This is a genomic window from Caldicellulosiruptor sp. DIB 104C (assembly GCF_028198085.1).
GTDB classification, from domain to species: domain Bacteria; phylum Bacillota; class Thermoanaerobacteria; order Caldicellulosiruptorales; family Caldicellulosiruptoraceae; genus Caldicellulosiruptor; species Caldicellulosiruptor saccharolyticus.
In genome coordinates this window covers 797,594-823,619 of the sequence record NZ_CP116337.1, presented here as the reverse complement: position 1 = coordinate 823,619, position 26,026 = coordinate 797,594, and the positions used below count along the sequence as shown (strand labels likewise).

Sequence of the window (26,026 nt, the reverse complement as noted above, 5' to 3'; positions counted from 1 at the left end):
TATCACTCCAAATATTTTTTAGCATATTCTTCATATCTTTTTATTTGGGTCAGAGAATATTCAAACATATCTTCAGTTTCTTTGAAATAAAAAGCTTTGTACCATTCAATAGTTTCTTTAATGGATGTATATATATCATAAACAGGATACCAGTTCAGTTTTTCAATTGACTTACTGATATCTAATTTCAAAACATTTGCCTCTTGAAAACTATTTTCTTTTTCAATCTTCACTTCTAAATTATTCCAATATTTTTTTACTTCCTCCACAATATCTATAACTTTGAGTAACATAAAACTTAAAGGGCCAAAATTCCACGCTTCACTATACTTTTCTGGTTCTTTTTGCAACAGATGCGCCAATTTTAAATATCCAAGTAATGGCTCTAACACAAATTGCCAAGGTCTCGTTGCATTAGGGTTCCTTATCTGAAGAGGCTTATTATGCATTATCGCCCTAATGATGTCGGGCATAAGCCTGTCTTCAGCCCAGTCTCCTCCTCCTATAACATTGCCTGCTCTTACTGAAGCGACACCTACTTTATTTTTCCTAAAATAACTTGCTCGGTATGCTGAAACTATCAACTCTGCACATGCCTTGCTTGAACTATATGGATCTACTCCCCCCAATGAGTCAGTCTCTCTGTAAGCATAAACCCACTCTTTATTTTCGTAACATTTATCAGATGTTACTACAACTATAACTTTTACACTTTCTGTAAATCTTGAAGCTTCTAATATATTTACTGTCCCCATGATATTGGTCTCATAAGTATAAATAGGCTCCACATATGACCTTTTTACAAGTGGTTGGGCTGCTAAATGGAACACTATCTCTGGTTTATACTGCTTAAAAACATTATAAAGAGTTTCATAATCTCTTATATCACCCTCAATATTAATAATCTTGTCCCTTAATTGGCAAATTTCAAATAAACTTGGTGTCGTAGAAGGCTTCAACGAATAACCAACTATCTCTGCACCATATTTCAGTAACCACATAGTAAGCCAAGAACCTTTAAACCCAGTATGACCAGTAATTAATACTCTTTTTTTAGAGAAACTATTTAAAAAGTTCATTTTAAGTTCCCCCAACGAAAATACTTAATCCCACAACTTCCATGGAGCAATTCCGCTATTCCATAAATTTTCTAACTCAATTTTGTCTCTTAATGTATCCATTGCTTTCCAAAACCCATAATGTTTATACGCATTTAACTGATTTTCTTTGGCCAATCTTTCTAATGGTTCCCTTTCGAAAATTGTAGTGTCATCTTTAATATAATTAAAAATCTCTGGTTCTAAAACAAAAAATCCTCCATTAATCCACGCTCTATCCCCTGCCGGTTTTTCAATAAACTCAATCACATTGTTTTCATCGTCAATTATTAACGTTCCAAATCTCCCTGGAGGTCGAACTGCTGTAACTGTAGCTATTTTATTTGATTTTATGTGTGATTTATAAAGCTCATTGATATTTATATCTGCCACTGCATCTCCATAGGTCAACATGAAAGTTTCATTGTTTACATATTTTTGAATTCTCTTAATTCTTCCTCCAGTCATAGTATTTAGTCCTGTATCTACTAATGTAACTTTCCAATCTTGATTGAAATTATTGTGGTAGTAAATTTCCCCACTTTTTATATCAACTGTAATATCACAATTATGTAAATGATAGTTTACAAAGTATTCTTTTATCATATAACCTTTATAACCCAAACATATAATAAATTCATTGATTCCCCAATAAGAGTATATATTAAGTATATGCCATAAAATAGGCTTATCACCTATTTCAACCATGGGTTTAGGTTTACTAATGGTTTCTTCACTAAGCCTTGTTCCAAATCCCCCTGCCAAAATCACTGCTTTCATTTTCTCTTTTCACCCTTTCATGCTATTCAAATAACTTTTTCAACTGTTCTGCATAATCATCAAGTACATCTTCCTCATAAATTCCATACTTATATGTTTTACATTTTGAGCATACACTGCTTGCATTTTTAACTCCATTCAACATACTTCTTCTAAATGCTCTAAATTTTGAACTATTCCAAATATCTACGATCGATTCTTCTGTTGCATTACCCACAATAGTCGGATACGAGAAAGAACAGCAGGGAACCACATTACCATCTGGGTTAATTTGCATCATGTAAAAAGGTTGTGGACAAATGTTAGCTTCTAAAATAGGAGTCCCATTTTGGGTCATATCTAAAGATTTTTTACCTGCTAACTTAGCATAATCTATTCCTTCTACAGCAGGAGTTAAATGTTCAATAGCAATGAAATCACATATATCACCAAAAATTTCAAAAAACTTTCTTTCTTCTTCTCTACTTTCTAACGCACAATCAATAATCTTAATATAAACTTTTGTATTGCCCCTGTTTTTATAAAAAAACTTTAGATTTTTTATAAACAGATCAAAATCAATATCTATCCCTGATAGGCTTTTATATTTTTCTTTAGAAAGCCCTTGAACAGAAACTCTCAGTCTGTCAAGCCCTGCATCTATTAAAGACAAAGACAACTCCTGATTAAGCAGCAATCCATTTGTAACTATATCAACACTCTCAGCAATATTTTTCATCTTAGCATATCTAACCATTTCAACAATATCTTTGTGAAGCAATGGTTCTCCTATACCAGCGAATCTAAGCATTTTTAATTTATTAGGAAAATCTGCTATTTCATCTATGCATTTCTTATAAATATCCATATCCATGGCTATTTTACTTGAAATATAACCATGCTGACTCTTCGGAATGGAATAAATACAATAACTGCATCTAAGATTACAAGCATAAATCGAAAATATCTGAACTAAAAAAGGGGTATCAAGTGGCAATGATTTTGCTAAGACTGTCCTCTTTCCTCCCGGCGTAGTTCCTTCGAGTATCTTAGCCTTCAATAAAAGTCACCTTCTTTTATTTTTACATTCAAATATTTTTTGCATTTTATCATGTTTCTGTTTAAAACGGCTAATTTATTTATGTGTTTGACAATATTATTAGATTTATGATATTTTGGCATTTGTTGATCTATTCATACAACTTTTTTAATTGTTCTGCATAATCGTCAAGTACATCTTCTTTAAAAATTCTATATTTATAACTCTTACATTTCGAACATATATAGCTTGCATGCTGAACCCCTTCTAACATTCTTCTTCTGAACGTTGTAAATTTTGGGCCATTCCAAATATCAACAACTGACTCTTCTAATACGTTGCCTACACTAATTGGATATGGCACTGAACAACAAGGAAAAACATTACCATCTGGATTAATTTCCATCATGTAAAAAGGTTGAGGACATATTTTTACATCTAAAACAGATGTTCCATTCGCTGTCAGATTAAAAGGTTTTCCTTTTGATAGCTTGTTATAATCTATTTGTTCTACTATAGGGACTAAATGTTCAATGGCAATAAAATCGCATATATCACCAAATATTTCAAAAAAATTATTTTCTTCATTCTCATTTTCCAATGCACAATCAATTACCTTAATATAGACTTTGGTATTACCTCTGTTTTCATAGAAAAATCTCAAATTATCTAACAATAATTCAAAATCAATATCAACGCCTGCTATATTTTTGTATTTCTCTGCAGAAATTCCCTGAATAGAAACTCTTAGTTTGTCAAGCCCAGCCTCTATTAAAGAAATAGATAATTTCTTGTTAAGGAGCAAGCCATTCGTTATTATTTCAACATTTTCAGCAATATTTCTTTCTTTAGCATACCTTACCATTTCAGCAATGTTTCTATGTAACAATGGTTCTCCAAGACCTACAAATCTAAGCACTTTCAATCTATTATTAAAATGAGTTATATCATCTATAATTTTTTTATAAACATCCATATTCATAAAAACATTTTCAGAAATATACCCACGTTTATCTTTTGGAATTGCATGCATACAATAACTGCATTTAAAGTTACATGCATACACTGGAAAAATCTGAACCACAAAAGGCGTATTAAGCGGCAAAGATTTAGCTAAAATCTTTCGCTCCCCTCCTGGAGCAACCCCTTCAAGCAATTTAGCTTTCATTTAAAAATCACCTCCTACAATCAGAATCTGTTAATCTCTTCAATATATTCTCTGCTTCTGAATCCAACTCATCTTCAGGATGTGCAACATCATCTGGTGCACAACACTTAGCACATTTTTCGTTTCTATATCTCATTTTTTTCAATTGCATTAACCAGAATTCTTTCAATTTATTGCTGTTCCATATATCAAATAAAGTATCACTATGAACATTTCCCAATACAATAGGCTTATAGATAGAATCACATGGCACAACATCGCCATTGGGGAAAATCGCTAACATATAAAATGGTAACGGACACACATCTCTTCTTATGTGAGCTCTACCATAACGGTCGGTAGAACTATAAGCTTCTTCCGGGTATTCAACACCGTCATAAACTGGTTTACATTTTTCTATATACATCCTATCGCTTATTTTTGAAAATATATTATAAAACTTTTCACTTTCTCCTTCTTCTAATGCTATATCCATTATCTTTACAAAAACATTGCATTGTTTTTTGTTTTCGAAAAAATACCTTATATTATTAATAAACTCATCAAAGTTTAGTTGATAATTACATATATTTTTATACTTCTCAGCGGAAAGTCCTTGAATAGAAATCCTTATAGTATCTAAGCCAGCTTCTATTAAACTTTTAGCTACCTCTTTATTTAGTAATGAGCCGTTTGTTATTATTTCAATTCTCTCAGCAATATCATTTTTCTTTGCAATTTCGACCATCTTCGAAATGTTCCTGTTAATCAAAGGTTCTCCTTGCCCAGTGAGTGATAAAAGTTTCAATTTTTGCGGGAATTTTTTTACTTGTTCTACAATCAGATTAAATGTTTCTATGTCCATACTCTGAGCCTCAAAATTATACCTCTTTTTCATTTCTTCTAACCCTAAAGAATGTGCACAGTAAATGCATTTAAAATTACAAAAAGTTGTCGGAAAAACATACAAACTAAATGGAGTTTCCAATGGTATAACCGCAGATAGTTTAACTCTATCAAGACCACATATCGGCTTTATTTGTGCCCCCATGTAATTACATCTCCTTGGTAAAATTATTAAAGCGTTTTAAAAGTTCCCCAGCGATATCATCTAAATATTCGGTCCTATCTGATACAGTTGAAATACAAGATATACATTCAGAACAACCAGGAATTTTGTTTCTATTAAATTTTAGATGTTCCCTTATCAAATTGATACGTTTTTCTCCATTCCATATCCTATTTAAACTTTCTACATGTATATTTCCAATTATCAGTTCTTGTGGAAGACCACTCACAGGACATGGATACACATTTCCATCAACATCAATTTGTAACATGTAAAATATAACAGCACATACATGTCGATAACTTACCTCTTCATTATGCAGGTTGCGTGAATTGTCTGCTAACCCCTTATGGTCTCCCATAGGTGGTTGAAGAGTTATCAAATGTTCAATATATATTTGGTCGCATATATCTCCAAATAAATTATAAAATCTATTCTTGTCTTCTTCACTATCTAAAAGTGCATCTATTATTTTTATGAAAATTGTACAGTCACCTTTATGTTCATATAAATACTTTAAATTATCGTAGAACTTGCTAAAATCCAAATCTACCTTAGCTACTTCTTTATATTTTAAAGCATCAAGTCCTTGCAATGAAATCTGTATCCTTGTAACTCCAGCTTCAATAAGAGCATCAGCAATTTCTGGTGTAAGCAAAGAAGCGTTTGTTAAAATATCTAATCTGTCTGCAATGTTCAATTCTTTTGCTTTTGCAATCATCCTCGGAAGTTGAGGATTCATTAACGGTTCTCCTAACCCAGAAAATACTATCCTCTTAGGTCTTTTAGGAAATTCTTTAATATCATATAGTATTTTTTCATACATTTCAAACTGCATATGTTTTATCCTATACCCTAACTTCCTCCATGCCCCATTTTTATCATCTTTTGTACTATGAAGACAATAAAAACACTTAAAATTGCAATACCGAGTGGGTTCAATGAAAATAGTAAATGGTGCCGATAATGGAATAATATCAGCAAGTTTCTTGCGATTAGTATCGTAACTTGGTTTAATTTTAGCTTTCATAATTAACATCTTCCTCTCTCTTTATTAATGCAACTTATGAAATCTAAAAGAAAAAACTAACAAGTCGCATATAAGACTGTTTCCATTCCGTATAATCCATGAGTTCGCAAATAAAGTTTATAATCAGGATTAATCTTTTTTATTAAATAAGGAATTTCCCATATATGCTCAATTTTGTGATAAACACTTATAGCCAAATCAGGAGAATATTCTTTAATTATGTTTTCTGCACCTATGAGAGCTTCATATTCAGTTCCTTCAATATCCATCTTTATAAAGGTTGGCGCAAAATCTATTAATATATCATCTAATGCTACGCATTGGATGTAAACATTGCCATCTTCTGAAATTGCACTAATACTTTGCCTTCCCGCAGAAAATCTCACCAAAGCAGTTTCTCTCCAAACACCACAAGGAAATAGAAAATGTTCTTTGGCTATTGGATATTTTTTTATCTTATCTGACAATTTTTTAAAATTATCTATATCCGGTTCAAATAAAGCTATCTTGTCAAATTGCCCCACAACCTTATTTAACATATAAGCAGTATCACCATCATAAGCTCCGCAATCGACAAATCTTGAATAACCTTTTTTAAACATGATATTATTAACAAAATACTGAAGATCAGTATCCGGTTTAGAAAATTTCTTCCAATTTGAGCATAAAACTGCTTCAATAAAATTGTAAAATAATTCCTGACTTCTTTTATCACTCAAATAAGAAGCTACTTCAAATATTTTTTCTTGGTATAATTTTAAAACATCATTGATACCATTTAACTTATTTTCAGATAATTCCTTCGTAATAACATAATTGTAAATCTCATGATAGTAACAAATTTTCTTATAACCTAAATTGTTAAGCCATAAAATAACACTTTTTAATTCATCATAACTGCATCTAAAAGCAACAATAATAAAAGCTCTTTCCTTATTTATGCTCTCATCATCAACATTATAGACAGGTTTATTCATACATTTCTCTATAACAGATGCTTTCCTATCCATAAACCCCACTATGTCCAAATTTAATTTTTGCAATAATTCATATGTCATTCTCCCAGCATTTCCCGCTCCATAAATAAAAATATCAGAAGAAATAATTTCATTGAAAAATCTATTTCTGTATTCACTATTGTTATATGACATAATTAAATCTTTTATTTTACTTTGAAAGCTATTATTTTCAACAACTTTCATCGTTTTCTTCCCCCAATATTTTTGTCCACAAGGCAAGATAATCATCGTTTGGAAATTCTCTTTTATAATGGAATACTGAAGATTTATTTTTTTGTTTTAGCAGGGGACTCGTTGATTTAATTAATCTTTTTATTTCTTCAGTCTGATTATTTATTCCCGCTTCATAGCTAATTTTAAACGCTTCATAATCCTTTCCCAAGCAAGACATAAACCATTCAGCAGGAGTCTTCCCCAAATGCTTTCTGAAATTAACAAATTTCTTTGGCTCATTCATAGCTAATTCACAATTGTTAAAAAATGACTCTACAAAACCTCTGAATGTATATTTTTTTAAAACATATTCTCGAGCCCTTTCGCCCATTTCTTTTCTTTTATCTGGATTATCAAATAAATACCTTATTGCTTGTCCATATTCCTCTATACTATTAACTAAAATTCCTGTTTCACCATCTTTAACTATATACCTTTCTGTCAACTGATTAAGAAGAACAGGTGGAATTCCTGCCGCCATAGCTTCTATAATAGAATTTTCTGTAGTGCATGTATGGTATGGCATTAAAGGGCACCCTAAAACATCAATTTCTGAAAGCATCGGCTTTACATCATCTACATATCCAGTAAACACAAACTTATCTTTCAATCCTTTTTCTTCTGCCCTCTTTTCAATATACTCTTTCGCCGGTGCATCACCAACTAAAATAAACTTAGCCTTATCCAATTTAATAGCTGAACAAAACTCCACAAAATCAGGATGCAACTTAGAAAAATCAATCAAACCTATATAACCCACATTAAAACCCTCATGGCCTTTTCTTTTAACATTAACAAAATCCTCTAAACCCGGACATCCATATACAACACCTGTCTTTCTTTTTAAAATATCTGTAGGAATTCCTTCAAAAATTTTTGCTTCATAAGATGCTTCTGTAGAGAAAATAACCCTTGTTGCTTCTAATAGAAAGTTCGGATTTAAGGCTGGAACAGTCAAATTATTTATATGTGTCCATATAATTATGCGTAATGGAATTTCAGGTAAATTGTATAAAAATTTTGATGTTTTGGGATGATGCCACCAGTGAATAACAACTATATCACTTTCAGAAAGTAAATTTCCTATTTCCGAACTATCAGGGAATATTGATATTTTAGCCCCTGCTTCAATGGCTGAATTAATAAAATTCCATTTCTGAGGTTGTTCTAATACAATTATTTTATGTTGTATTTTGTAATCAGTCAAATTCACCAGCCCTGAAATAACTCTGCCAACTCCTCCGCCCATATGAGGAGTAACATGACATATTTTAAGCACTTTTATATCATCTCTCTTTAGATAACTATCAGAATTTATTCTTTAATAACCGACTATATTTCTGTAAAGCTTAGCGGCTTCATATACATTTGTTACACCAAACTTGCTTGCATCAATAATTAGCCCTCCGTTTTCCATAAACATTGGAACTAACGGCCTGTTAAAATAATTTTCATATCCGACAAAATATTTATTGTTCAAATAATTATCTTCATACCATTTAATCAAAGACTCGTCCCCATATCTTAAAATACACTCATATAAAATTGTTTTCTTTCCCTCCAGATTTTCATCATTGAAAAGATATTTTGTGCAGGCTTTAAAAAAGTTATTAACGTTTACTTCAAAATTATTATCACCTGCAAAAAATAACTCCTTTGCTTTTAGGGCAGCTATTAGAACTGATCCTTCCTCTCCAGCAAAGTATGGTATATTAAATTTCTCATAATTGAATCCGAATTCATATAACTTTTTGTTTTCAAATTCAACGTCATCATTTTTATCCACATTTTCAACTCCAAAGTTATTAGCTATAACTAATGAATTTACCCCACAACTTTTATGTGAGGAACCCCCAATTGTCATAGGCATATGCACATATATGTATTTCCTCTGCAGATAAGCAAATACAATTCCTGTATACACATCAGGAGGTGGACAATAAAATATTTTACCCACTTTCTTTTTTATTCTTTCAGCTAAGTCTCTTTTAATGACAGAATTATAGTAAAACATGGGTAATACACTGTATCTCATCTCAAAATTTAAAACAGCTTTCAAAACTGACTCATCATATATACTGTATTTTATGTTACTTTTTTGAGTTGGATATGGAATAAAAAGTCCATTTCTAATGCTGTTTATGGCAACATTAGGCCATCCATATGCCACAACGTCCCAACTAATTGATAGAGGATAATCAAATTGTTTGATTAAATTCGGCAAAATTTCCAAACAATGTAATAAAAGTCCGTCATCAGAACCTAAAATTATCATGTATTCTCCGTTTGCTTTTTCGTATGCAAATTCATAGTTTTCTATCATCGCCAAATTCCCGTTAGTTCTGTAATACTTTATTTTTTCACAGTTAAGCTCTTCAACAATTCTTCTTGTATCTTCATCTTCTGGTGAACTATTATCACTTACTATTATTTCATAATTGTCATAATTTTGTTCTATACATGTTTTTAAGGTGTATTCAACAATATCTGCTGAATTTCTTGTAGGTATTATTATACTTATAAATGGTTGATTGTAAAAATTGAAATAAATATTTTTTATTTCTTCTCTCCTGATTTGCCTTTTTAAAAATTTATAAATATAAGAATCATGATTAAACGAAAACAATAGGCTCCGTTCACTTTGAGTTACTGGTTCTTCTAATAAAGTTTTTAGGTAGATATGATAAATAACTTTGAGATTATCATCATCTAACTCTCCAATTAACTTTAGTGCTGTTTTTATATCATTTATACATATAGACCCTATCACAAATATTCCTTTGAGGTTATTAGTTTTTTGCAGATATAATATTTCTTCTTTCAACTCCTCTCTCACAAACGAAGAATTAAGTATAACATTCATTAAGTCTGCAATATTGTGATTTTGAATCAAAGCTTTCAAATACTGTCTTTCAGTATAGTTAGTCTTTTTTAAATTATAAACTTCTTTTGATGCTTCCTCAAATCTTTTCCCATCCTCTAAATTTAAATAAGCTGCTTTCATAGCTTGGAATATTGGCCACTTGTATTTTTGAACAACATTATCAAGCATTTCTTTTATGTGTTTTTCTAAGCTTTCCCTTTCTTCTTCCACTATAGCTTTATCAGCTATCCTGCAAAGTAATGCTGCTCTTGCATTCCACGAATTTTCAACGAGAAAATCCTCTATAACTTCTTCTTCACATTTTAAATAAAGACATTCTTTTATTGCCTTATTGAATTCCTCGGCTGTAGTAGCAAGAAAAGTATACGGCTTATCTATTGCCGTTTCGGGCATATACGTAGTAATTACAGGCAGCCCACAAGCTAAATATTCATACTGCTTTATTGGATCACAGCCAATAACTATACTTTCATCCTCCTTAAAAGGAATGATTCCTATTTGCATATATCTCAAATAATTTCTAAGCTCACTATGTTTTTTAGCACCTAAAAAGTAAAGATTATTAAATTTTTTATCTAAAATTTTCTCATCACCAAAACCTATAATTACAAAGGATTTGTCAGGATTAGCTTCAATGATGTTATAAAAAAGCTCTTTATCAAACCACTTATAAATCGCTCCCATATAAACAATTCTAGGTTCAGGAATATTTCTTAGGTCTTCTGGAATATCTTGGATGTTATCAATAAGAAAATCCTCTTCATTGACTGCATTTCGAGAAAGAAAAACATTTTTCCTTTTTTCTATTGCAACTCTTTCAAGATATAATGCAAGAGAAGTAGTAGTAATTCCATCTGCTAAATCCATTAATTCCTGTTCCCAAATGCTATCCTTTTTAGTCCCCCAGAATGCATTTTCTAAATCAGTATGGTCATCCACGCATTCATAAATATGAATGAAATGACCCTTTAAAGACTTTATGACATTGACTTGATAAGGCATATAGGTAATAACAACAGGCTCTGATTCAGTTCTTGACGAATCTATTAGTTTTTGGACTATCTCAACATAATTGTTGATCATTTCTTTCCCATTGTATTCAACCGATATAGGAACAAAAATATTTACTCCGTCAACAACAATTTTGTTATCAAACGTATATTTAACTAAATCATCCACAGTAAGATTTTTAGCAGAAACACGTGCTTTTATAGTTGGAGTAACATACATCACTTCCTGACCAAATTTTGCTAAAGAACGAGCTATGTGATGAGGACGTTGATAAATACCGCTCCAACCGCATGAAGACAGAATTATGTATCTTCTTCTTTTAGCTTGTTTAGCTACATCAAAGATATTTCTTAGAGTTTTATTGTTACTGTATAAATTTTCTAACTTATTTTTTAAATCTTCATCTTTAGCATATCTGCACGATAGTCCATAGTATATAGCTGCATCACTTTTAATGCCTTTTTTTTTTAAATATGTCGCATAATCGTAATACAAATATTGCAAGTCCCTATATACCTGCTCTCTTTCTTTATCATTTTTTGCATTATTTAAAGCCTTTTTATAATAATCCTCGGACAATTTATATTCGCATTTAATTTTATATAATAGCGCCATATAATAATTTAAACTAAAATCATTTTCATCTTTTCGAAGTCCTTCCTCTAAAATTCTTTCTGCTTCATCAAGATTTCCTCTTTTAATTGCAATTAATCCTTTTATGATATATTCATCTTTATCTTCAAGTGTATTTTTACTTTCTTCTGCCATTTTTTCAGCTTCCGTTATTTTACCTTCCTCAATTAATTTCATTACATCATTTTTAATTTTTTGGATAGAAGATTTAATCTCATTAATCAAATTCAATATTTGTTCATCTCTTTCTCCCACACTTTCTAAATATCTAAGTGCTAACCTCTTTTCACCTAATAAGCTTAAGAAATATCCTAAATTGTATAAAGTGTCAAGATGTTGACTATTGATGTCATATGAAGCTTTCAAAAAAGGAATAATATAATCATACAATCCCTCGTTAAAACAATAAACGGCTAAATCATTCAGTACTTTATCCTTGGCATTTATTTTTTCTGTTAGAACTATTTTAATTATCTCTTCCGCCCTTATAGAGAATTTCTTTATTAATTCAACTATATCTTTCAAAGAATTTACCACATTTATCTCTCTATCAATATTGAATAATAATTTCTTGACCTCTTTTATAATATCCATATATATTCCTCCATTTAAGCGATACTCAAAAAATACAGTTTAATAGCTGCCGTTGAACGACATTTCTTTCGTTAAACCAGATAAAATATAAACCTCAAATTATTCTTGTCATTTATATGTATTTGGAACTGTTTTCTATAAGCCAATTAAAATCTATTCCCGTATAGGTTTCACAAAATTTATCTATTATAAAATCTACTTTTTGAGTTAGAGAAAGAGCTGAATAAAGCTCATATAACAATATGTAAGTAGGAACATATGAAGAATTAATCGCTAATGCTGCTTCAGCCAAATTAATTGCTTCATGATATTCATGTGCTCTTTTAAGATGGTCTGCTAAAATATATAAGATTCTATAATCTAAATAACCTTCTCTTACAATGTGTATCATTAGTTCTATTGCCTTCAATTTGTCATAAGTTTCATATAAGTATAGAGCTGTTTCAGCTGTTACTTTTAAATCTTTGTAATATTTCAGATTATTAATGATGCTCTCTATTAAATCCCTTTGATTACATTTTTTTAATGCTGTAATTACATTTTTTATGGAATTACTCTCTAATCGATTGATAAACTTTTTGTTTATTAATGTATCTATCACAGAAATTGATTTATTATTTTTAAACATTTCACTAATACTTGAAATATTACCGAGTTTTAAAAAAGCAATATAATAGAAAAACTCAAATTCCTCATTTTCTGTGTTGCTATCATCTTTAATTCTACTTGCAGCAAGTTCTATTGCTTCATTCCATTTCTCTTTTCTCAGAAACAATATACATTTAAAATACTCCTTCAACTGATTATTGGATAAACTTTCAATAAGTTCTTCTATCTCATTATCTGTCCTATTTTCTAAATAGGTATGTATCAAAACAGCTTTATCAATGTCACTCAAATATTCCCTATCCAATAACCTTGAAATTTCATCATATTTATACAAGTTAACCAAAACTTGTGCTAAATTAGAAAACAAAAAATGAATATCAGATTGCTCTTTTGCAACCTCATAAAACAAATTAAGCACTTCTTTATATTTTTTTAGTCTTTCATAGCATTCAGCTTTTAAAATTTTAAATTCTTTTTCTCCTAAACCAATTACAGAATTAATGTTAAATATATGAATATCTTTGTCATTCTCCCCTCCTTTTTTAATTAATTGAATCAGTTCATCAATCTTTTTTATACAAATCAAAAACAAGTTCTGATAGTAATACCACAAAATTTCTAAAAAATAATAGTCAAAATTGCCTACATTTGCAAAAAACCTCTTTGCAGTTATAATGATATCATACGCTTCCTTATATTTACCTAACTGCAGATAAGTTAGTATTAAAAACTTTAAATATCTACTTGCACTTAAATTAAAAACCGAAAATTGTTCTTTAATACGTAGTAAATGGAACAATGCCTTTTCATAGTCTCCTAATCTGTAATACTCCACTGCAATATTTAAATTTTGAAAGAAGTTGTTTGGATCTTTTTCTAAATATCTTTCCAAAATTGTAATATTCCTTTTTGACTTTTGTCTCTTATTAGTAATAAAGTTTATATATCCTAAATGAATTATCCTTATATCACTTATAACTGAAACAGGCGGACGATTTTCTTCTATATTAAATAAATTTTCATGAATTGGATATACAAATCTTAAAGACTTTTTGTTTTTAAAAATTCTATAATTAGAATGAATCTCTCCTGTCACTGAGCAATATACATCTTGATAATTCAATATTTTTGTTAAAATAGCTTCTGTATTATCAGCACACTTTGAAATTGTTTCCAGCATTTTATTTTTATCCTCTGGATGAAGTCTCTCATCTGCATCTAAGAAAATAATCCAGTCTGTATTTACATAGTCTAATGCTAAATTTTTTACTTTTGAAAAATCATCCTCCCATACAGTTTCTATCACTTTGGCACCATATCTAAACGCAATTTCTTTTGTAGAATCGGTCGAACCTGTATCAACCAAAATAATTTCATCCACAACGTCAATAACACTTTCTATACATCCACCAATAAAATTTTCTTCATTTTTTGTAATCACACAAAGAGCAAGAGAAAAATCTTTATCTTTTTTAATCATTTCAAATTTCATTCTCCTTCTTTAAATTGAAAGAGGAAGAGAAAAATATTCTCTTCCTCCTCTTTCACGCCAAAACATACAATTTCTTTTTTGATTTATCGCAATAATTGTAATACTGCTTGAGGCAACTGATTAGCTTGTGCAAGCATTGCAGTTGCTGCCTGCATTAAAATATTATTCTTTGTAAATGCCATCATTTCTTTTGCCATATCAACGTCTCTGATTCTGCTTTCTGCTGCTGTCAAATTTTCAGAAGATACCCCTAAATTGTTGATTGTATGTTCTAACCTGTTTTGATAAGCACCAAGTTTTGCTCTTACCCCTGAAATATATTGGATAGCACTATCAATTGTAGAAATAGCTGCATTCGCTGATGCTTGTGTAGAAATACTAATTCCACTTAACCCCAATGCACTTGCTTGAGTATCAGATATTGTTAATGTTATATTTTGATTAATATTAGCACCTATATGGAATACCAGACCTGATGATGCAACTGTTCCATCCAATAATGCTTTCGTGTTAAATTGAGTTGTAGTTGCTATACGATTAATTTCTGCTACCAACTGATCAACTTCAGATTGGAGTGCTTGCCTATCTGCATCAGTATTTGTATCATTCGCTGCTTGAACTGCAAGCTCTCTCATTCTCTGTAAAATTGAATGTGTCTCATTTAAAGCACCCTCTGCTGTCTGAATCAAAGAAATACCATCCTGTGCATTTCGAATAGCTTGATTTAAACCCCTAATTTGTCCTCTCATCTTTTCTGAAATTGCCAAACCTGCTGCATCATCGCCAGCTCTGTTGATTCTCATACCAGATGAGAGTTTCTCAAGTGACTTTGCCAACGCATCATTATTAATAGTCAACCTATTATAAGTGTTTAAAGCTTGGACATTATTATTAATGCGCATCTTAAAACACCCTCCCTGAACTTAATTTTTTAGCTTCACGTCCCTGTGAAGCTTTATTTTGTTTTCAATAAGATTATCGGTAGGATGGTTTTATGAGTTTAGGGGGAAAAGAAAAATTTTTTTACTTTCTCCCAAACAAATACATAAACACAAACGCAGGAATCTTTATTATTGGAACCTTCGCAGTAAGCTCAAGCCTGCCATAATCTTCTGCTCTCTTTGTGATAAGCACTGCTGAGATTATATCTTTTTCTTTTTGGCAGATCTGCACAATTGCATCATTTTCGGCAGGTGTGCTATCCTCTCTAAATTTTACCTCAATCAGGCTCTTACCATTTGGAAACTGTGCAACTATATCAATTTCTTTTTGGTTATCAGTCGGTTTTCTAAAATAGCCTATCTTTACATTTTCTTCACTATAAAAGCTGTATATATGTTTAAAAACTGCTGTTTCAACTGTAATTCCAAGTTCTTTGCTATCGGTGAAGAGATTATCTATCATTAAAACTGCATTTCTAATAGCTGGGTCAGATATATATATTTTCGGTTTTGCTTTTAAAATCTTTTTGCCACCTAATTCGATTGGAAGACTCCTATAAATCAAGTTTGCATTTTCAAACAAGTGAATATAATTTTCTATTGTAGTTACTGATACATTCTCAATTTGTTTACTGATGGTTGAAATATTAATTACACTTGAAGAGTTAAAACACAAGTACAAGAAGACTTTTTCTAATACTGTCAGGTTTCTGACATTAAATAGCGAAGGAATATCTCTTTTGATGACCTTATCTACTACATCCTCTCTTAAAATTCTCTGAATTGAAAACCAATCTTCTGAAAATACAAATTCAGGGAATCCCCCAACCATCAAGTATCTGTTGAAATATTTCTGCAAAGGCATAAGCAAAAAAACAAGTTCAGAAATTTGATGGGCACTTAAATTTGAAAGCTCTTTCACGTACTTTTAATTTTATCCCAAAAATATAAAGTATACTTTAGATTTTTAAGCTAATTTTTTAAAGTATACTTTGTATTTTTGAGACTATATTTATTAGATTGTCATGCCAAAAATAAAAAGGCAGGTCTTCTGCCTGCCTTAAAACATTTAATTAAATCCCACAGTATTCTATAAACTTACTCACGATTAACTCTATATCAGCTAACTTGTTCTTGAATATATCATATACAATATGCAAATCTATTTTAGCATATTCATGAGCAATTATATTTCTAAACTGAATCATAGACCTAAAAATTTGCATCTCATTTTCATTTAATATCTTTGCACGTTTTAAAATAATAGGGATATCGCTATAAGATGAAGGTTCTCCTAAACTGTTATCTGAAATAACGTGATTTCCTATGTCAATAAGATTTTGGACAATCAAAAACAGATTGAAAACTACAACATCTTGAGCTATTCCATCTTCTAAAAATTGTTCTAATGTAAAATCTGAAAACAATCTAATTTTTTTTAAACTTGCTTTTATATTCTCAACCTTTTGAGTTACAATCTCCCTTTTTACCATCCATAAAATACTCCCTTTGATAAAGTGCACAAATTTCAAGATACTTTTTTTTGTCCATATATTCATAAAAGTTTTTTACTCTAACATCAACATATAAATCATGATCTTTGTCAATTATCAATATACCATCACTAAAAACCTCATGTTTCAAAAGAGGATCAGCATCATTCAAAATAACAAAATCTACTTCATTATCTAAAATATTCTCAAGATTTTTCTTTGTATCAAGTTGATATAACAGATCTTCAGTTGCATCTTTGCCTTTTTTGATGTATGCAGCAATATCGATATCACTTGATTTGTTAGCATTTCCTCTTGCGTATGAACCAAAAAGATATGCAAATATAACCTTATCATCTTTCTCAAAATATTCTCTTAAAACCTTTACAATCTCATCTTTCACCATCTTTGAAAAACCCTTTCAAATCCTTGATTCTAATAAGCCTCTCTTTACCCTGCAACGCTTCAACATTTTCGTTTTTGACCTCTTGAAGCAGCTCATATCGCAAAACCTTTACATTTTTGGGAGCATCTATCCCAAGTTTTACACAATCTTTTTCTATACTTATAACTTTTATTATTATATCATCTCCAATTAAAATCTGGTCACCTTCTTTTCGTGAAAGAACAAGCATCTTTTATATACCTCATTTCTGCACGTTTGAATTTGAATTTTCAAAAAGGTAATATCTTAGAGGATATCTTTCATCATCTAAAAGATACTGCATTCCCTTTCTTTTGTTCACATTTATGATAACTGGAGCTTTTAAGTTTACCCTTGTCTGCCTTACATCTTCTGGAATTACAACAATGCAAAAAACTGCAACGTCTCTTTCTGATTCTATCTCAAGCTTTTTCAAAACTTCCTCGCCTATGTCAAATTCATAGTCAGGTTTTATGTCAAATGGATTGATGATAACAAATGCGATATCTTTATCTTCAATTGACTGTAACCACAAAAAGGGACTGTCTTCTTCTTTGACAATTACAAATTTTTTTAAATTCTCAAATGCAGGAATACCTTCTTCAAAGGTTATTATATTCTCTTCATTTACTTCAAGCTGTCCAAATACTCTTGATTGGACTACTGACTTTTGAACTACCATTTTTTATTCTCCCTTTTCATATTTTAAATAATCCACAATTTCCTTTAGAACTTTCTTAATCTCATTTAAATCATTCTTCAAGATGTCATATACAACATTTAAATCTAATTGGGCATATTCATAAACAATTGCATTTCTCAAATCAATCATTTTCTTCATAAAGATGGAAGAATCATCCGAAATAACCTTCTCGTTAGCTAAAATTTCGGGAATATCTTCAAAATTCTCAGGTACTTCAAATTGTTTCTCAGCAATTATGCGATTACAGAGACTTATTAGATTTTGAACAATCAAAAGCAAATTGTAAGCAACTACATCTTGAATATTACTATTATCTATAAAATCTTCAAAAGTAATACTTTTAAATCTCTCTATTCTTTTCATTCTAAACATTATTTTGCTTATCTTATCTATTATAACCTCTCTTCCGTTCATACCCTCACATCAACCTTACCCATTTCAAAATCTATATAAACCTTGCCACCTTCAAAGTAAATCTCTGGGCGGCTTTTTGGCATTACATCAACACTGTAGTCATAGGTTGGGAAAGCTTCTTCAACACAGATGTCAATTATAGGATTTCCACCATCTTCAATTCTTGCAAGCCTGTTGCCGTCTTCTGCTGTCTTTTGTATATATCTTAAAACCTGTTCATATCCTTCTTTTGCAGCTTTTCTCACAAGGTAGTCTGTTGAGCCAAGGTTTACCTCTTCCCAGCACTTGTCTTGGTTTATTTTGACTTTTACATGTTCCTGGGAAAGTTTTACCTTTACAAACTCCTGGTGAATTTGAATCCTTGCAATTTGCATCTTTAGCACTTCCTCAAGCTTTTCTGTTAAAGACTATTTAAAACCTCAAGAAATCCAAAAGTGTTGGTGGCAAAATCTGTGCCCCTGTCTGAAGTGCTGCTCTGTACACATTTTCTGCAGTTTTGAGCTGCATTATAATCTCTGCCATGTCAACATCCTCGTTGTTTGATAGCAATGTAGTAAAGTTTACATTGTCATCATTTAATCTGTTTTTAATAAGTTCAAGCCTGTTTTGAAGTGCACCAACATCGCCACGCTGAGCAACAACATTGTCTATATGCCTGTCTATGTCGCTCAAAAGAGAGTTAACAGTATCGATATCACCATTGTTCAATGCATTAATTAAATTGTCTAATACTTTGAACATATTACCTTTATTCACATCTGTCTCTCCTTGAATGTAAAAGACCTGATTTGCTGTTTTGTTTATCTCAATAAAGTTTGCTTTCATAACCTCATACTTGATTATATTCTTGCCAGTTTTAAGGTCAACTGGATAACCACCAGCTTGTGAGAAATCACCTGTGTCTGAAAAAGACCCATCAGAGTTTAGCGGCGCTGTGTCTGTTTTAAATCCTGAAAAGATATACCTTCCTGCATAGCTCGTATTTCCAACCTGAATTATATGCTCTTTTATCTGAGCAACCTCTTTTGCAATCTGAGCCATATCTTCTTGTGTGTTTGTGCCATTTGCGCCACGAACAGCAAGCTCTCTAACTCTTTGCAGTGACTCTGTGATATCCGCAAGAGCACTTTCAGTCATGTCAACCCAAGAAGATGCATCATCAACATTTTTCTGAAGCTGCTCTATCTCAGAGATATCAGTTCGAAGTCTCAATGACCTTGCAGTTATCACTGGGTCATCAGATGGGTATCTAATTTTTTTGCCTGTTGCCATCTTATATTGCAATTCGTCAAGTCTTGCAAGGTTTTTATTAAGATTTATAAGGAAATTGTTTACCATCATATTACTTGTTATTCTCATTTTGCTCTCACCTCAAAGCTTCAAATTATCTTCCTACAAGTCCAAGCCTGTTTATAAGGACATCCAGCATTTCATCAAATGCATTTATCATTCTTGCTGATGCCTGAAACCCGTGCTGGTACTTTATGAGGTTTGTCATCTCTTCATCTATTGAAACTCCAGAAAGAGCCTGACGACGATTGTCAAGCTGGGTGACCATAACTTTCTGGTTTTCTGCAAAGTTCTTTGCACCTTGTGAATCAACACCAAGGTTTGAAATAAGCGATTTTAAAAAGTCTTCAAACTTGCCTTCTCTAAAGATTGATGTGTCATTTCTAAGCTGTAGCATCTTTACAACAAGGTCATTGCCACCCGGAAGATTATCAGGGTCAGTTGTTGTTGCTATGTTGTTCAGATCATTCATTATATCGTCTGATACTTTGATATACCTTGCAAAGAAGAAATTACCAGAATCAACCGGCGGTTCAAAAAAGTTAATACCTGTGTTCTGCCCGTTTAATGAATATCCTTGTGTATGAAGCTCATTAAACTTTTCAATTAGCTTTTTTGCAAACTCATTTAGCCTGTTTAGGTAATATGGTATCCCTGTAAAGTTATTTTTATTTGGTACATCAATATCCTGTCCATTTACAGTCAAATCTTCATCAATCCCACCAATACCATCTCTCATATCCAAAAGCCCCTTTAGCTCGCCAGACTTAACATTTAAAACCTGCCCTGTATCTTTCCACATTACAACAAAGAGTCCCGGAACATCATAGAGGTTTTGCTGCGAAAGTGCATTATCAGGGTCAAAGTTTGTTGGCTGGTCGTTTGAATCAAAACCACTTAACCTTTTTATCTTTGCCTTGTCAGTCTCAAGCTCATACACTGTAAAGTGGTTAACTAAGGTCTCCCCACTAATTTGGACTATGAATCTGCCCTCCGAATCTTCATAAGCTTGTGTGTCAACAATTTTTGAAAGCTTATCTACCAAAAGATTTCTCTGGTCGCGAAGATCGTTTGCCTTCTCGCCTCGAAGCTCTAATATGAAAATCTGTTTGTTCAGGTCTGCTATCTGATGGGCAATACTGTTTATATCAAGGATTCTATCGTAAATCTGGTCGTTTAGCTCACTTTGCAAGTCCTCAAGCTGTTTATACATCTTATGTATTGTATCTGTTAACGCAGATGCTCTCTGGCGCACAAGCGCACGAACTGTTAAGCTTTCTGGATTTTTTGAAAGCTCCTGCAAACTTGAGAAAAACTGGTCGATTACACTGGAAAGTCCTGTGTCGCTTGGCTCGTTAAAGATTGACTCTATGAAATTGAGGTTGTCTGCTTTTATTTCATACTCGCCCTGGCGGGAGTATTCATTTCTGTACTGCATATCTAAAAACATATCTCTAATCTGAACAAGGCTCTGAACATCTGCACCCATCCCCACCTGAAACTTCGGGTCATAAATCCCAACCCGATTTGAAGGTGGAATCGATTTTACATTTAAAACCTGCCTTGTATACCCTGGCGTTGAGGCATTTGCAACGTTGTGAGATGTAACCTCAAGTCCTTTTCTATTTACATAGATTCCTGTTCTTGCAATCTCAAGACCATAAAAAGACATTTCTTTCAGCTCCTTCGTTTCTTTAAAGCTTCACATCAAACAAATTCTTTTTTGTTATTTTATTCTGACCATCTTTTTGGTAAGTAGTGTCGTCGGTGAAATAGGAAGAGATTAAATTTGTCATAAAATCTATATACTCAAGTGAGCTCTGAATAAGCCTCAAATTTAGATCATTTACACGCTTTATTTCGCTGATAACCTTACTGATAGAATTTCTTATGTCAATTAGCTTTTGTTTCTGCTCACCTTCACAAAATTCTACCAAGTTATCAAGTGATGAGATTTCTGTACTCTTTTCCTTTGATATCTTAGCAATCAGGCACTGCCTTAAATCTTCTAACTTGTTTATCTCCTCTGCTTTTTGTCTTTCAATTGTTGACTGCTCTATGAGGGCTGATATGTTATTTTCAACTATGAATTTTGTCTTAGAGCTGTAGATTTCAAGTATTTCTTTTAAAATGTTGTGTTCTTTTTCTAAAATTTCAATTACACTATTTACATCTTGATTCATGAAAATCAACTCTTTCCTAACTAAATTTTATACAATAAATATAAAGGCTGCTAAAAATTCAAAAGCAGCCACCGACAAATTTTTTACCATGCGTTTTTCGCTTGCTTATATTCCCTTATTAGTTTTTCCACAACGTCCTTGGCACTTACATTATAAGTGCCTGACTCAATTTTACTTTTTATTTCATTTACCTTTTCCTCTCGAATGTCAGGTGTTGACTTTATAGCATTCAGGATTGCCTGAAAATCCCTTGCTTCACTTGAGATTTCAAGTTTATCTGCACTTTTTACATCTTGCTTCTTCTCCACTTTGTTTACTCTTATGCTGCTACTGTATATCTGTAATATCCTCATCCTATCTTCTATCCTCATAGCAAATCCCATCCCTTGCACTCAACATCCTCACTTAATATATCGTTAGAATTTGCAAAAAAGTTTAACAAAATTTTATTTTTCCTCGTTCTCTTTAAAATCTTTTGAAAGATATCTATAACCTCCTTCTTTTCTCTTAGCATACTCCTCGTTCTTCTTCATACTCTCTCGAAGCTTTTTATCGTCAAGATAACTCAAAAACCTTGTTCCAACCTCTCTTTTGCACTCATCACAAAGCCTACCTGTTTTTATAGCTTTTCCGCATCTTTCACACTCTAAGATGATATTGCTCTCACCCACAATTTCAAGTCTTTCCTCTTTTAAAAATCTTAAAATCTTCTCAGGTGACACACCTGTTGCATTAGACACCTCTGGCAATGTGGCACCTGGATGCTCATATAAATACTCTTTTACCTTTTTGAAATCCTCTTCTTCTTCTTTTCTACACTGAGGACAGATAGGAATTCCATCATATAGGTAAAGCTTCCCACACCTTCTACAATTTCTTACATCCATTAATCACAACCCCCTATTTTTATCCTCTTGATAGTTTTGTTATTGCTAAAACAGATACATACACCTTGTTCGCACCACTTTTTAACAACACCTTTGAGCATTCATCTGCTGTTGCTCCAGTTGTGAAAATATCATCAACAAGTAGAACTGTCTTTCCCTTCACAATATTTTCATACCCCTTTTTGAAGGCAATTCTATTTTTTATTTCCCTTCTTCTTTCCTCTCTTGAAAGGTTGTAAAAGGGCTTTGTAGTCTGCGTTCTTCTTAGAGCATCAACCAGAGGTACTTTCAACGTTTTTGATATATTCTTTGCTAAAAGGAAGGAGTGATTATATCCCCTTTTTAAGTACCTCTCATAACTTATTGGCACAGGTATTACAATATCTATGTGCACATTAGAGCTTATTATTTTGTTTGCCATCAGATTTGAAAATGTTAAAGCATTCTGGTAAAAACCCCTATACTTGAAAAGATGAACACCTTTTCTAACAACACTTTCATAATAAAAAACGGGAAAGACCTTTTCAAAGGAAAAACTTTCTTTTTGACAGTTTGGACAAAGACTGTAGACAAAGTCACCAATTGGAATTCCGCATTTTCCGCATGTTTTGCCTTGGATAAACCGTATAAACTTTTTGCACTCATCACATGGGTCATCTCCCACCTTACCACAAAATGAACAGCGGCGAGGAAAGAAAAATTGGATTAGTCTTTCCATTTCTCAAAGTTTAAAACTTAATTTATTTTATCTATATTAAATCACAAACAATTAAAAAATTCCAGATATAAAAAAATAAAAGACACGCATTTTTCCGACTGCGTGTCAAACTGAAATTTTATTATTTTCATAGAAACTCTCTCTTTATCCTTTCCAAGGCTTTTTTTTCAATCCTCGAAACATGCACTTGTGATATATTGAGTTCTTTTGCAATCTCAGACTGTGTTTTGTTTTTAAAGTAGCGCATAAATATTATGTAGCGTTCACGTCCTTTTAATTTTCTTAACCCTTCCTTCAAAGCCATTATGTCTAAAAGTCTGCTTGAGTAGTCCTCATCAGCTGCGATGTCCATAAGTGTGATAGGTTTTCCTTCTTCTTGGTTTATAACCTCATTTAAAGATGTGACATCAAGTGATGCATCTATGCAAAGCAAAATATCATCTTGGCTCAAACCTGTTGTCTCTGAAATCTCGCTAATTGTTGGCTCTCTGCCGTTTTGAAATAAAAACTCATCGCGAAATCTCTTGAGCTTGTTCTGGTTTTCCTTTATCTTTCGTGAAATCTTTATTTTACCATCATCTCGTAAATACCTTTTTATTTCTCCAATTATCATTGGCACAGCGTATGTTGAAAATCTGACATTGAAGCTTAGGTCAAACCTATCAACAGCTTTGATAAGTCCAATACACCCTATCTGGAACAAATCATCAGCTTCAATTCCTTTGACTACAAACTTTTTGACAATGCTCCACACAAGCGCAAGATTGTTTTCAATGAGTTCTTGCCGCGCCTTTTTATCACCGTTTTTTGCCTTACTTATCAATTCCTCCTGGGAAACTTTGCTCAATTTCCACTCCCTCGCTCTTTCGTTTTTTAATGGCTTTGAACATCCGCACACATGTACCCCTGCCAACCTCTGATGTAACCTCAACCTTATCCATAAACGTCTCCATCACAGTAAAACCCATACCAGACCGCTCTTCATCAGGCTTGGTCGTGAAAAGCGGCTGGCGTGCAAGCTCAACATCTTCAATTCCCTTGCCAAAGTCAATTACCTCAATCTCAACAACAAAATTTTCATAAATCTTTCCTTTTATTATTATTTCCCCAATTTTATCCTCATATGCATGAATTATTGAATTTGTTACAGCTTCAGATACAGCAGTCTTGATTTCTGTAACCTCATCCAATGTTGGGTCAAGCTGGGCAACAAATGCAGCAACAGCCACCCTTGCAAACGCTTCATTTTGCGATTTAGAAGGAATTTTAAGTTCCATATAGTTTAAAATTCTCATTGTATTTCCTTCACATCCTTTCATTTTACAAAAATTTAGCTCAAAGCCTCATCAATAGTTGTATATTTCTTTATCAGCTTTTCTATTCCACAAGTTGAAAGAAGTCTGTTGATATAGCTTGAGCTGCAAACCAAGACAAGTTCTTTTGCAAAAGTCCTTGCAGTTTTGAACCTTCCGACCAGAAAGCCAACACCTGATGAGTCCATAAAGGTAAGTTCTGAAATGTCAATTACCACTTTTTGTACCTCAGGACTTACTATTTTCATGTCAAATCTTAACCGAAATCTATCTGCATTATATTGATCAAGTTCACCTCTTATCTTTAAAATCAGCGTCCCTTCCATCATAATTGCTTCAAAATCCATTTTTTTGCACCTCGATTTGAAAGTTATATTACTTCTAATTCTATATTACCCCAAAAAATCCTTCAGTATTTTATGTAATATTTTGTCGAAATAGAATATTTTGCTTTATAAATGCAAAACAAAAAACCCTCAATGGTTCTTTAGCCATTGAGGGGTATGCTTTCTTTATCTGGAGCGGGTGATGGGAATCGAACCCACGCTACCAGCTTGGAAGGCTGGTGTTCTACCATTGAACTACACCCGCTCTTATTTGCTTGCCCTTTGCACAACAAATATTATAATATCTAAAACAATTGTTGTCAATAGCTATTCTCAAGTAAATTATTTGAGAGAGTAGTTCAAACCCCACGTAACACCAAATTTATCAGTCACCACTGCATGAAGAGCTCCCCAGAAAGTTTTTTGTAATTCAAACTTGACACTTCCTTGTTCTGCAAGGTTATTGTAAATTCTTTTTATCTCTTCTTCAGATTCACATTCAAGAACAAGGTGGATATTGCTAATATCAGGTTTATCATCAAATTTATCTGCTAAATAGACCACCAATTCTGGGGATAAAAAGAGCTCTGCATGAAGCACTTTCCCTTTGTATTGTTGAAATGCTGGAACGTTGTCAGTCATCTGGACATTCTTTACCTCTGCACTAAATACATTTTTGTAAAATTCCAAAGCTTGAGTGCAGTTTTTGAGATGGATTTCAGGAATAAGTTTTTTCAT

At 32.2% G+C, this 26,026-nt stretch carries 27 protein-coding genes, 1 tRNA gene and 1 pseudogene; all 29 read right to left on the bottom strand.

What is annotated here, in order from left to right:
• Nucleotides 1-2: 2 nt before the first annotated feature.
• Nucleotides 3-1,079: a CDP-glucose 4,6-dehydratase gene (gene rfbG, locus PGC14_RS04000; RefSeq protein WP_271629580.1), complete on the bottom strand. Its 1,077-nt coding sequence runs from the start codon at nucleotides 1,077-1,079 to the stop codon at nucleotides 3-5.
• 24 nt (nucleotides 1,080-1,103) lie between these two features.
• Nucleotides 1,104-1,877: a glucose-1-phosphate cytidylyltransferase gene (rfbF, locus tag PGC14_RS03995; RefSeq protein ID WP_271629579.1), complete on the bottom strand. Its 774-nt coding sequence runs from the start codon at nucleotides 1,875-1,877 to the stop codon at nucleotides 1,104-1,106.
• Between the two features lie 22 nt (nucleotides 1,878-1,899).
• Nucleotides 1,900-2,916, bottom strand: coding sequence for a radical SAM/SPASM domain-containing protein (locus PGC14_RS03990; RefSeq protein ID WP_271629578.1), 1,017 nt, complete (start codon nucleotides 2,914-2,916; stop codon nucleotides 1,900-1,902).
• Nucleotides 2,917-3,046: 130 nt separating this feature from the next.
• Nucleotides 3,047-4,063 carry a radical SAM/SPASM domain-containing protein gene (locus tag PGC14_RS03985; protein WP_271629577.1) on the bottom strand — a complete coding sequence of 339 codons (1,017 nt, stop codon included), beginning with the start codon at nucleotides 4,061-4,063 and terminating at the stop codon, nucleotides 3,047-3,049.
• A gap of 7 nt (nucleotides 4,064-4,070) precedes the next feature.
• Nucleotides 4,071-5,093: a radical SAM/SPASM domain-containing protein gene (locus tag PGC14_RS03980; RefSeq protein WP_271629576.1), complete on the bottom strand. Its 1,023-nt coding sequence runs from the start codon at nucleotides 5,091-5,093 to the stop codon at nucleotides 4,071-4,073.
• Nucleotides 5,094-5,097: 4 nt separating this feature from the next.
• The gene (locus PGC14_RS03975) at nucleotides 5,098-6,141 is read right to left on the bottom strand and encodes a radical SAM protein (protein WP_271629575.1); all 1,044 of its coding nucleotides are present in this window, start codon (nucleotides 6,139-6,141) and stop codon (nucleotides 5,098-5,100) included.
• A gap of 56 nt (nucleotides 6,142-6,197) precedes the next feature.
• Complete coding sequence (locus PGC14_RS03970) at nucleotides 6,198-7,343, bottom strand: FkbM family methyltransferase (RefSeq protein WP_271629574.1); 1,146 nt, start codon at nucleotides 7,341-7,343, stop codon at nucleotides 6,198-6,200.
• Complete coding sequence (locus PGC14_RS03965; RefSeq protein ID WP_271629573.1) at nucleotides 7,330-8,652, bottom strand: glycosyltransferase family 4 protein; 1,323 nt, start codon at nucleotides 8,650-8,652, stop codon at nucleotides 7,330-7,332. The genes PGC14_RS03970 and PGC14_RS03965 overlap by 14 nt, the downstream gene beginning before the upstream one ends.
• Nucleotides 8,653-8,694: 42 nt before the next feature.
• Entirely contained in the window at nucleotides 8,695-12,495 is a 3,801-nt protein-coding gene (locus PGC14_RS03960; RefSeq protein WP_271629572.1) for a glycosyltransferase, read from the bottom strand.
• A gap of 112 nt (nucleotides 12,496-12,607) precedes the next feature.
• Nucleotides 12,608-14,584, bottom strand: a complete 1,977-nt coding sequence (locus PGC14_RS03955) for a glycosyltransferase family 2 protein (RefSeq protein ID WP_271629571.1) — start codon at nucleotides 14,582-14,584, stop codon at nucleotides 12,608-12,610.
• A 95-nt stretch (nucleotides 14,585-14,679) separates the two neighbouring features.
• Nucleotides 14,680-15,498 carry a flagellin gene (locus PGC14_RS03950; protein WP_271629570.1) on the bottom strand — a complete coding sequence of 273 codons (819 nt, stop codon included), beginning with the start codon at nucleotides 15,496-15,498 and terminating at the stop codon, nucleotides 14,680-14,682.
• A 121-nt stretch (nucleotides 15,499-15,619) separates the two neighbouring features.
• Nucleotides 15,620-16,459, bottom strand: a pseudogene (locus PGC14_RS03945) (ATP-binding protein); the annotation flags it as partial.
• 151 nt (nucleotides 16,460-16,610) lie between these two features.
• Nucleotides 16,611-17,030 carry a type VII toxin-antitoxin system HepT family RNase toxin gene (hepT, locus tag PGC14_RS03940; RefSeq protein WP_271629569.1) on the bottom strand — a complete coding sequence of 140 codons (420 nt, stop codon included), beginning with the start codon at nucleotides 17,028-17,030 and terminating at the stop codon, nucleotides 16,611-16,613.
• Nucleotides 16,996-17,436, bottom strand: coding sequence for a type VII toxin-antitoxin system MntA family adenylyltransferase antitoxin (gene mntA, locus PGC14_RS03935; protein ID WP_271629568.1), 441 nt, complete (start codon nucleotides 17,434-17,436; stop codon nucleotides 16,996-16,998). Before mntA ends, hepT (PGC14_RS03940) begins: the two co-directional genes overlap by 35 nt.
• Nucleotides 17,423-17,665 carry a carbon storage regulator CsrA gene (gene csrA / locus PGC14_RS03930; RefSeq protein ID WP_271629567.1) on the bottom strand — a complete coding sequence of 81 codons (243 nt, stop codon included), beginning with the start codon at nucleotides 17,663-17,665 and terminating at the stop codon, nucleotides 17,423-17,425. The genes mntA and csrA overlap by 14 nt, the downstream gene beginning before the upstream one ends.
• A 12-nt stretch (nucleotides 17,666-17,677) precedes the next feature.
• Nucleotides 17,678-18,136, bottom strand: coding sequence for a flagellar assembly protein FliW (gene fliW / locus PGC14_RS03925; RefSeq protein WP_271629566.1), 459 nt, complete (start codon nucleotides 18,134-18,136; stop codon nucleotides 17,678-17,680).
• Between the two features lie 3 nt (nucleotides 18,137-18,139).
• Entirely contained in the window at nucleotides 18,140-18,571 is a 432-nt protein-coding gene (hepT, locus tag PGC14_RS03920) for a type VII toxin-antitoxin system HepT family RNase toxin (protein ID WP_271629565.1), read from the bottom strand.
• On the bottom strand, nucleotides 18,568-18,945 hold the full coding sequence (locus tag PGC14_RS03915) for a DUF6470 family protein (protein WP_271629564.1): 378 nt from the start codon (nucleotides 18,943-18,945) through the stop codon (nucleotides 18,568-18,570). Before PGC14_RS03915 ends, hepT (PGC14_RS03920) begins: the two co-directional genes overlap by 4 nt.
• Before the next feature lie 37 nt (nucleotides 18,946-18,982).
• Nucleotides 18,983-19,930 (bottom strand): flagellar hook-associated protein FlgL, encoded by a 948-nt coding sequence (flgL, locus tag PGC14_RS03910; RefSeq protein ID WP_271629563.1) that lies wholly within the window; start codon nucleotides 19,928-19,930, stop codon nucleotides 18,983-18,985.
• A 25-nt stretch (nucleotides 19,931-19,955) separates the two neighbouring features.
• Nucleotides 19,956-21,533, bottom strand: coding sequence for a flagellar hook-associated protein FlgK (flgK, locus tag PGC14_RS03905; protein WP_271629562.1), 1,578 nt, complete (start codon nucleotides 21,531-21,533; stop codon nucleotides 19,956-19,958).
• Nucleotides 21,534-21,555: 22 nt separating this feature from the next.
• Nucleotides 21,556-22,044: a flagellar protein FlgN gene (locus tag PGC14_RS03900; protein ID WP_271629561.1), complete on the bottom strand. Its 489-nt coding sequence runs from the start codon at nucleotides 22,042-22,044 to the stop codon at nucleotides 21,556-21,558.
• A gap of 83 nt (nucleotides 22,045-22,127) precedes the next feature.
• A complete protein-coding gene (gene flgM / locus PGC14_RS03895; RefSeq protein ID WP_039764893.1) occupies nucleotides 22,128-22,415 on the bottom strand; it encodes a flagellar biosynthesis anti-sigma factor FlgM in 288 nt (95 codons plus the stop codon).
• A 75-nt stretch (nucleotides 22,416-22,490) separates the two neighbouring features.
• A complete protein-coding gene (locus PGC14_RS03890) occupies nucleotides 22,491-22,931 on the bottom strand; it encodes a TIGR03826 family flagellar region protein (protein WP_271629560.1) in 441 nt (146 codons plus the stop codon).
• A 19-nt stretch (nucleotides 22,932-22,950) separates the two neighbouring features.
• Nucleotides 22,951-23,649: a ComF family protein gene (locus PGC14_RS03885; RefSeq protein ID WP_271629559.1), complete on the bottom strand. Its 699-nt coding sequence runs from the start codon at nucleotides 23,647-23,649 to the stop codon at nucleotides 22,951-22,953.
• Nucleotides 23,650-23,776: 127 nt separating this feature from the next.
• Nucleotides 23,777-24,496 (bottom strand): SigF/SigG family RNA polymerase sporulation sigma factor, encoded by a 720-nt coding sequence (locus tag PGC14_RS03880; protein WP_051109302.1) that lies wholly within the window; start codon nucleotides 24,494-24,496, stop codon nucleotides 23,777-23,779.
• Nucleotides 24,462-24,944: an anti-sigma F factor gene (gene spoIIAB, locus PGC14_RS03875; RefSeq protein ID WP_039764895.1), complete on the bottom strand. Its 483-nt coding sequence runs from the start codon at nucleotides 24,942-24,944 to the stop codon at nucleotides 24,462-24,464. Before spoIIAB ends, PGC14_RS03880 begins: the two co-directional genes overlap by 35 nt.
• Before the next feature lie 35 nt (nucleotides 24,945-24,979).
• Complete coding sequence (locus PGC14_RS03870; RefSeq protein WP_039764877.1) at nucleotides 24,980-25,309, bottom strand: STAS domain-containing protein; 330 nt, start codon at nucleotides 25,307-25,309, stop codon at nucleotides 24,980-24,982.
• Nucleotides 25,310-25,479: 170 nt separating this feature from the next.
• Nucleotides 25,480-25,553: transfer RNA gene (locus PGC14_RS03865), tRNA-Gly, on the bottom strand.
• 77 nt (nucleotides 25,554-25,630) lie between these two features.
• A complete protein-coding gene (locus tag PGC14_RS03860) occupies nucleotides 25,631-26,026 on the bottom strand; it encodes a VOC family protein (RefSeq protein WP_039764880.1) in 396 nt (131 codons plus the stop codon).

Excerpts from the sequence above, each read along its gene's own strand:
- rfbG (WP_271629580.1), bottom strand. The coding sequence starts at position 1,079 with ATGAACTTTTTAAATAGTTTCTCTAAAAAAAGAGTATTAATTACTGGT.
- rfbF (WP_271629579.1), bottom strand. The coding sequence starts at position 1,877 with ATGAAAGCAGTGATTTTGGCAGGGGGATTTGGAACAAGGCTTAGTGAA.
- PGC14_RS03985 (WP_271629577.1), bottom strand. The coding sequence starts at position 4,063 with ATGAAAGCTAAATTGCTTGAAGGGGTTGCTCCAGGAGGGGAGCGAAAG.
- PGC14_RS03980 (WP_271629576.1), bottom strand. The coding sequence starts at position 5,093 with ATGGGGGCACAAATAAAGCCGATATGTGGTCTTGATAGAGTTAAACTA.
- PGC14_RS03975 (WP_271629575.1), bottom strand. The coding sequence starts at position 6,141 with ATGAAAGCTAAAATTAAACCAAGTTACGATACTAATCGCAAGAAACTT.
- PGC14_RS03970 (WP_271629574.1), bottom strand. The coding sequence starts at position 7,343 with ATGAAAGTTGTTGAAAATAATAGCTTTCAAAGTAAAATAAAAGATTTA.
- PGC14_RS03960 (WP_271629572.1), bottom strand. The coding sequence starts at position 12,495 with ATGGATATTATAAAAGAGGTCAAGAAATTATTATTCAATATTGATAGA.
- PGC14_RS03955 (WP_271629571.1), bottom strand. The coding sequence starts at position 14,584 with ATGATTAAAAAAGATAAAGATTTTTCTCTTGCTCTTTGTGTGATTACA.
- PGC14_RS03950 (WP_271629570.1), bottom strand. The coding sequence starts at position 15,498 with ATGCGCATTAATAATAATGTCCAAGCTTTAAACACTTATAATAGGTTG.
- hepT (WP_271629569.1), bottom strand. The coding sequence starts at position 17,030 with ATGGTAAAAAGGGAGATTGTAACTCAAAAGGTTGAGAATATAAAAGCA.
- mntA (WP_271629568.1), bottom strand. The coding sequence starts at position 17,436 with ATGGTGAAAGATGAGATTGTAAAGGTTTTAAGAGAATATTTTGAGAAA.
- csrA (WP_271629567.1), bottom strand. The coding sequence starts at position 17,665 with ATGCTTGTTCTTTCACGAAAAGAAGGTGACCAGATTTTAATTGGAGAT.
- fliW (WP_271629566.1), bottom strand. The coding sequence starts at position 18,136 with ATGGTAGTTCAAAAGTCAGTAGTCCAATCAAGAGTATTTGGACAGCTT.
- hepT (WP_271629565.1), bottom strand. The coding sequence starts at position 18,571 with ATGAACGGAAGAGAGGTTATAATAGATAAGATAAGCAAAATAATGTTT.
- PGC14_RS03915 (WP_271629564.1), bottom strand. The coding sequence starts at position 18,945 with ATGCAAATTGCAAGGATTCAAATTCACCAGGAGTTTGTAAAGGTAAAA.
- flgL (WP_271629563.1), bottom strand. The coding sequence starts at position 19,930 with ATGAGAATAACAAGTAATATGATGGTAAACAATTTCCTTATAAATCTT.
- flgK (WP_271629562.1), bottom strand. The coding sequence starts at position 21,533 with ATGTCTTTTTATGGTCTTGAGATTGCAAGAACAGGAATCTATGTAAAT.
- PGC14_RS03900 (WP_271629561.1), bottom strand. The coding sequence starts at position 22,044 with ATGAATCAAGATGTAAATAGTGTAATTGAAATTTTAGAAAAAGAACAC.
- flgM (WP_039764893.1), bottom strand. The coding sequence starts at position 22,415 with ATGAGGATAGAAGATAGGATGAGGATATTACAGATATACAGTAGCAGC.
- PGC14_RS03890 (WP_271629560.1), bottom strand. The coding sequence starts at position 22,931 with ATGGATGTAAGAAATTGTAGAAGGTGTGGGAAGCTTTACCTATATGAT.
- PGC14_RS03885 (WP_271629559.1), bottom strand. The coding sequence starts at position 23,649 with ATGGAAAGACTAATCCAATTTTTCTTTCCTCGCCGCTGTTCATTTTGT.
- spoIIAB (WP_039764895.1), bottom strand. The coding sequence starts at position 24,944 with ATGAGAATTTTAAACTATATGGAACTTAAAATTCCTTCTAAATCGCAA.
- PGC14_RS03870 (WP_039764877.1), bottom strand. The coding sequence starts at position 25,309 with ATGGATTTTGAAGCAATTATGATGGAAGGGACGCTGATTTTAAAGATA.
- PGC14_RS03860 (WP_039764880.1), bottom strand. The coding sequence starts at position 26,026 with ATGAAAAAACTTATTCCTGAAATCCATCTCAAAAACTGCACTCAAGCT.